This is a genomic window from Mesorhizobium sp. M1342, assembly GCF_040317955.1.
In the GTDB taxonomy this organism is placed as follows: Bacteria; Pseudomonadota; Alphaproteobacteria; order Rhizobiales; family Rhizobiaceae; genus Mesorhizobium.
Map to the genome: position 1 here is coordinate 1 of NZ_JAMYLI010000059.1, position 5,757 is coordinate 5,757.

At 63.2% G+C, this 5,757-nt stretch carries 3 protein-coding genes; all 3 read left to right on the forward strand.

What is annotated here, in order from left to right:
- The first annotated feature begins 243 nt into the window (after positions 1 to 243).
- The 3 genes from NKH06_RS31785 to NKH06_RS31795 all read left to right on the forward strand — a co-directional run bounded on the left by NKH06_RS31785 (position 244) and on the right by NKH06_RS31795 (position 5,608).
- Entirely contained in the window at positions 244 to 531 is a 288-nt protein-coding gene (locus NKH06_RS31785; RefSeq protein ID WP_352440274.1) for a succinate dehydrogenase assembly factor 2, read from the forward strand.
- Between the two features lie 72 nt (positions 532 to 603).
- On the forward strand, positions 604 to 4,101 hold the full coding sequence (gene mfd / locus NKH06_RS31790) for a transcription-repair coupling factor (RefSeq protein ID WP_352773334.1): 3,498 nt from the start codon (positions 604 to 606) through the stop codon (positions 4,099 to 4,101).
- Between the two features lie 133 nt (positions 4,102 to 4,234).
- Positions 4,235 to 5,608 (forward strand): class II 3-deoxy-7-phosphoheptulonate synthase, encoded by a 1,374-nt coding sequence (locus tag NKH06_RS31795; protein WP_352773337.1) that lies wholly within the window; start codon positions 4,235 to 4,237, stop codon positions 5,606 to 5,608.
- The last annotated feature ends 149 nt before the right edge of the window (positions 5,609 to 5,757 follow it).

Consider the following 5,757-nt stretch of genomic DNA (forward strand, 5'->3'; position numbering starts at 1 on the left):
CCTCAAACCCGAGCCGCAAGGCACCCCACATTGGCCTGACCCTCCCTCCTTGCCCCTATAACTTAATAACGCAACGGGCCCCTTGAGGGGGAGATGTCCGGCAGGACAGAGGGGGGTGCTAGCGCCGATACTGTCAGGAATGTTCGTCACACCGAGATGTTAGACGCCAACCGGGCCGTTGCAAGGCTGACAGCCCCTTCTATCCACGCTATATGCGCCCGCAGCAAGCAAGGATGCGGCACGATGACCGGAACGACGAGATCAAGCGAGGGGCTCGACGTCCGCCGCCGCAAGCTTCTGTTTCGCTCCTGGCATCGCGGCATGCGCGAGATGGACCTTATCCTCGGCACCTTCGCCGACGCTGAGATCGGCGCCTTGACCGGCGACGAAATCGACCAATATGAGAGGCTCCTCGACATTCCCGATACCGAATTCCTGCCCATGGTCACCGGCGAACGCCCGGTGCCGGCCGACATCGATTGTGCCGTCCTGCAAAAGATCCTGGCTTTCCGCCGTTCTCTGACATTCTGAACACAAGCAATTCCAGGAAAAGTACGAAGCGGTTTTCCGTGGGGAATTGCGATAAAACAAGACCGTGATTTGATGAGCCTCATTCCCACCATCGGTTTGCCGAAAGACCGCGCCGGTCAGTTCATCGTCGACGGCGTCGCCGATGGCTACGAAGCCTTTGCGCTGGTGCAGGCAGCACTCGAGATCGCGCCCGACAAGCCGGTTCTGTTCGTCGCGCGCGACGGTCAGCGCCTGCCGGCGATCATCGAGGCGCTGTCTTTCGCGGCCCCCGGCCTGCCGGTGCTGGAACTGCCGGCCTGGGATTGCTTGCCCTACGACCGCGTCTCGCCCGGCTCGGATGCGGCCGCCAAGCGCCTCGATGCACTGACCGCCATGATCGCGCTGGCGAAGAAGCCGCACCGCGCCGTCATTCTCACCACCGCCAATGCGCTGCTGCAGCGCATTCCGCCGGCGGATCTCGTCGAGGCACAGACCTTCCACGCCAGGCCCGGCAACCAGATCGACATGAACGTACTGGTGTCGCGACTGGAAACGTCCGGTTTCGAACGCGTGCCGACCGTGCGCGGTATCGGTGAATTCGCGGTGCGCGGCGGCATTCTCGACCTTTTCGCCCCCGGCTGGACCGAAGCGCTCAGGCTCGACTTCTTCGGCGACACGCTGGAATCGATCCGTGTCTTCGACGCCGCCACGCAGCGCACCACCGGCCAGCGCAAGTCGATGGCGTTGCAGGCGATGAGCGAAGTGGCGCTGACGCCGGAAACCATCAGCCGTTTCCGCCGCTCCTATATCGAAGCCTTTGGCGCTCCACAGCGCGATGACGGGCTCTATGCAGCAGTCAGCGAAGGCAGGCGGTTTGCCGGCATGGAACACTGGCTGCCGTTTTTCTATGAGCGGCTGGAGACGGTGTTCGACTATCTGCCTCACACGCCTGTCATCTTCGACCATCTGGCGCATGAGGCGCTGGCCGAGCGCCACACGCTGATCCTCGACCATTACGAGGCGCGCAAGAAGCAGGCGGACGGTGCCTTGAAGGACGCCGTGCCCTACAAGCCGGTCGCACCGGACCTGCTCTATCTCTCCCCGGAAAACCTGATTGCCTCGCTAGGGCCGCGTGAAGCGATCGACTTCACGCCGTTTGACGCGCCTGACGCCGGCGCGAAAAAGGTTTTTCATGCCGGTTCGCGCCCTGGCCGCAGCTTTGTCGAGGAACGCGCCGACCCGAACGTCAATGTGTTCGACGTTGTCGTCAAACACATCGCCGATGAGCGCGCGGCGCGCCGCCGCGTCGTCATCGCCGGCTGGACCGAGGGCTCGCTCGATCGGCTTGGCCAGATCCTTGCCGAACACCATCTCGGCAACCTCAAGCAGGTTGCAACGCTGGCGGAAGCCGAAAAGCTCGAGCCGGGTCAGGCGGCCTTGGCCGTGCTGCCGCTCGAATCCGGCTTCGAAACCGAAAAACTGGTCGTCGTTGCCGAACAGGACATTCTCGGCGACCGGTTGATCCGGCGCTCGAAACGCAAGAAGCGTCCCTCGGATTTCATTGCCGAGGCCTCGGCATTGTCGGCCGGCGACATTGTCGTCCACGCCGACCACGGCATTGGCCGGTTTATCGGGCTGCGCACCATCGAAGCGGTCGGTGCACCGCATGACTGCCTGGAAATCCACTATGCCGGCGACGACCGGCTGTTCCTGCCGGTCGAGAACATCGAACTCCTGTCGCGCTATGGTTCTGACACAGCCGAGGCGACGCTGGACAAGCTTGGCGGCGGCGCCTGGCAGTCGCGCAAGGCGCGGCTGAAGAAACGCCTGCTTGACATGGCCGGGCAGCTGATCCGCATCGCCGCCGAGCGGCAAATGCGCTCCGCACCGCCACTGGTGCCGGCAGAAGGCCTCTATGGCGAGTTCGCGGCCCGCTTTCCCTATGAGGAGACCGACGACCAGCAGACGGCGATCGACTCGGTGCGCGACGATCTGGCCGCCGGCAAGCCGATGGACCGGCTGATTTGCGGCGATGTCGGCTTCGGCAAGACCGAAGTGGCGCTGCGCGCTGCCTTCATCGCGGCGATGGAAGGCTTTCAGGTGGCGGTTGTGGTGCCGACGACATTGTTGTCGCGCCAGCATTTCAAGACCTTTTCGCAGCGTTTCTCCGGCCTGCCGATCCGTGTCGGCCAGGCGTCGCGGCTAGTCGGCGCCAAGGAACTGGCCGAGACCAAGAAAGGTATCGCCGAGGGCCAGGTCGACATCGTCATCGGTACGCATGCGCTGCTCGGTTCCGCAATCTCGTTCAAGAACCTTGGCCTGCTGATCATCGACGAAGAGCAGCATTTTGGCGTCAAGCACAAGGAGCGGCTGAAGGATTTGAAGACCGACGTGCACGTGCTGACGCTGTCGGCGACGCCGATCCCGCGCACGCTGCAACTGGCGTTGACCGGGGTGCGCGAACTGTCGCTGATCGCCACGCCGCCGGTCGACCGCATGGCGGTGCGCACCTTCATCTCGCCCTTCGATCCGCTGGTCATCCGCGAGACGCTGCTGCGCGAGCGCTATCGTGGCGGCCATTCCTTCTATGTGGTGCCGCGCATCAGCGATCTCTCGGAAATCCAGGATTTCCTGAAGGAATCCGTGCCGGAGTTGAAGGTGGCGGTGGCCCATGGCCAGATGCCGCCGGGCGAACTCGACGACATCATGAATGCCTTCTACGACGGCCAGTACGATGTGCTGTTGTCCACGACCATCGTCGAATCCGGCCTCGACATCCCGACCGCCAACACGCTGATCATCCATCGCGCCGACATGTTCGGCCTGTCGCAGCTTTACCAGTTGCGCGGCCGCGTCGGCCGCTCGAAGGTGCGCGCCTATGCGCTGTTCACGCTGCCGGCCAACCGCAAGCTGACCGACACCGCGGAGCGGAGGCTGAAGGTGCTGCAATCGCTCGATACTCTGGGCGCCGGCTTCCAGCTCGCCAGCCACGATCTCGATATCAGGGGCGCCGGCAATCTTCTCGGCGAAGAGCAGTCCGGCCACATCAAGGAGGTCGGCTTCGAGCTCTACCAGCAGATGCTGGAAGAGGCTGTCGCCGAGGTGAAGGATTCCGGCGAGGTCCAGGATGGCGGCTGGTCGCCGCAGATTGCCGTCGGCACGGCGGTGATGATCCCGGAAAGCTATGTTCCGGACCTGCAGCTTCGGCTGGCGCTTTATCGCCGTCTCGGCGATCTCGAGAACACCGAGGAAATCGACGCTTTCGGCGCCGAGCTGATCGACCGCTTCGGCCCGCTGCCGGAAGAGGTCAAGCATCTGCTCAAGATCGTCTTCATCAAGGCGCTCTGCCGCAAAGCCAATGTCGAGAAGCTCGACGCCGGGCCGAAGGGCGTCGTCATTCATTTCCGCAAGCGCGAATTCTCCAACCCGGTTGGGCTCGTCCGGTTCATCGGCGAGCAGGGCTCGCTGGCCAAGATCCGGCCGGACCACAGCGTCGTCTTCGTACGCGATTGGCCAACCCCCGAGAAGCGATTGGCGGGCTCGGCGGTGGTCATGACGCAGTTGGCGCGGCTGGTGGAGAAGGCGGCATAGCCCGCCCGGACCATTCGCCAGCGCTTGAATTCCGGTCTAGAATACGAAAACGGCTTCGTGTATGGAGCCGCCATCCCATATAGGGGCTGGAGTGGGGGCGAGGGTGCTCGCCGGAAAGAGTGTTGGTGCAGCGATGACGAAATGGTCGCCGAATTCGTGGAGAGCAAAGCCGATCAAGCAGGTTCCTGCCTATCCGGACCTTGCCGCGCTGAAGAACACGGAGGCCCAGCTCGCAACCTTTCCGCCGCTGGTTTTTGCCGGTGAGGCGCGCAAGCTGAAGAAGCAGCTCGCTTCTGTCGCCGCCGGTGACGCATTCCTCCTGCAGGGCGGCGATTGCGCCGAGAGCTTCGCCGAGCATGGCGCGGACAACATCCGCGACTTCTTCCGCGTCTTCCTGCAGATGTCGGTGGTGCTCACCTTCGCCGGCGCGCAGCCGGTGGTGAAGGTCGGCCGCGTTGCCGGCCAGTTCGCCAAGCCGCGATCGTCCGACAACGAGACCAAGGGTGAGGTGACGCTGCCCAGCTATCGCGGCGATATCATCAACGGCATCGAATTCGACCCCAAGTCGCGCATTCCGGACCCCGCTCGCCAGGAGATGGCGTATCGCCAGTCGGCGGCGACGCTCAACCTTTTGCGCGCCTTCGCGCAAGGCGGCTATGCCAGCCTGGAGAATGTGCACCGCTGGATGCTCGGCTTCGTGTCCGACAGTCCGCAGGGCGAGAAATACGAGTCTCTTGCCAACCGCATCACCGAGACGATGGACTTCATGAAGGCCGTCGGCATCACCTCGGAAACCAACTACGCGCTGCGCGAGACCGATTTCTACACCAGCCACGAGGCGCTGCTGCTCGGCTATGAGGAGGCACTGACGCGTGTCGATTCGACCTCCGGCGACTGGTACGCCACCTCGGGTCACATGATCTGGATCGGAGACCGCACCCGCCAGCCCGACCATGCGCATGTCGAATATTGCCGTGGCATCAAGAACCCGCTCGGCCTGAAATGCGGTCCGTCGCTGATGCCGGACGGCTTGCTGGAGCTGATCGACCTGCTCAATCCCGAGAACGAGCCCGGCCGGCTGACGCTGATCGCCCGCTTCGGTTCCGACAAGGTCGCCGACCATCTGCCGAAGCTGGTTCGCGCGGTGCAGAAGGAAGGCCGCTCCGTGGTGTGGTCGTCGGATCCGATGCACGGCAACACGATCGAGGCCGCCGGCTACAAGACGCGGCCGTTCGACCGCATTCTGAAGGAGGTGCAGACCTTCTTCGAGGTGCACCGCGCCGAAGGCACGCATCCGGGCGGCATCCATGTCGAAATGACCGGCAAGAACGTCACCGAATGCACCGGTGGCGCACGCGCCATCACCGCCGAGGAATTGCAGGACCGCTACCACACCCATTGCGACCCGCGCCTCAATGCCGATCAGGCGATCGAACTGGCCTTCCTGGTCTCGGATCTGTTGAAGAAGAGCCACCCGGTGCAGCACAAGCAGGTTGCCAACGGCTGATTTTCGCGCAGTCCGAATAAGATCCACGAAAGGGCGTCCGAGAAATCGGGCGCCTTTTATGTCTGCGCTAGAGCGATTCCTATTTTGAGAGAATCGTAGGATTCCCAAAGCCGGATGTTTGTGATTCAAGATGCTGGCTGGATTGGAGG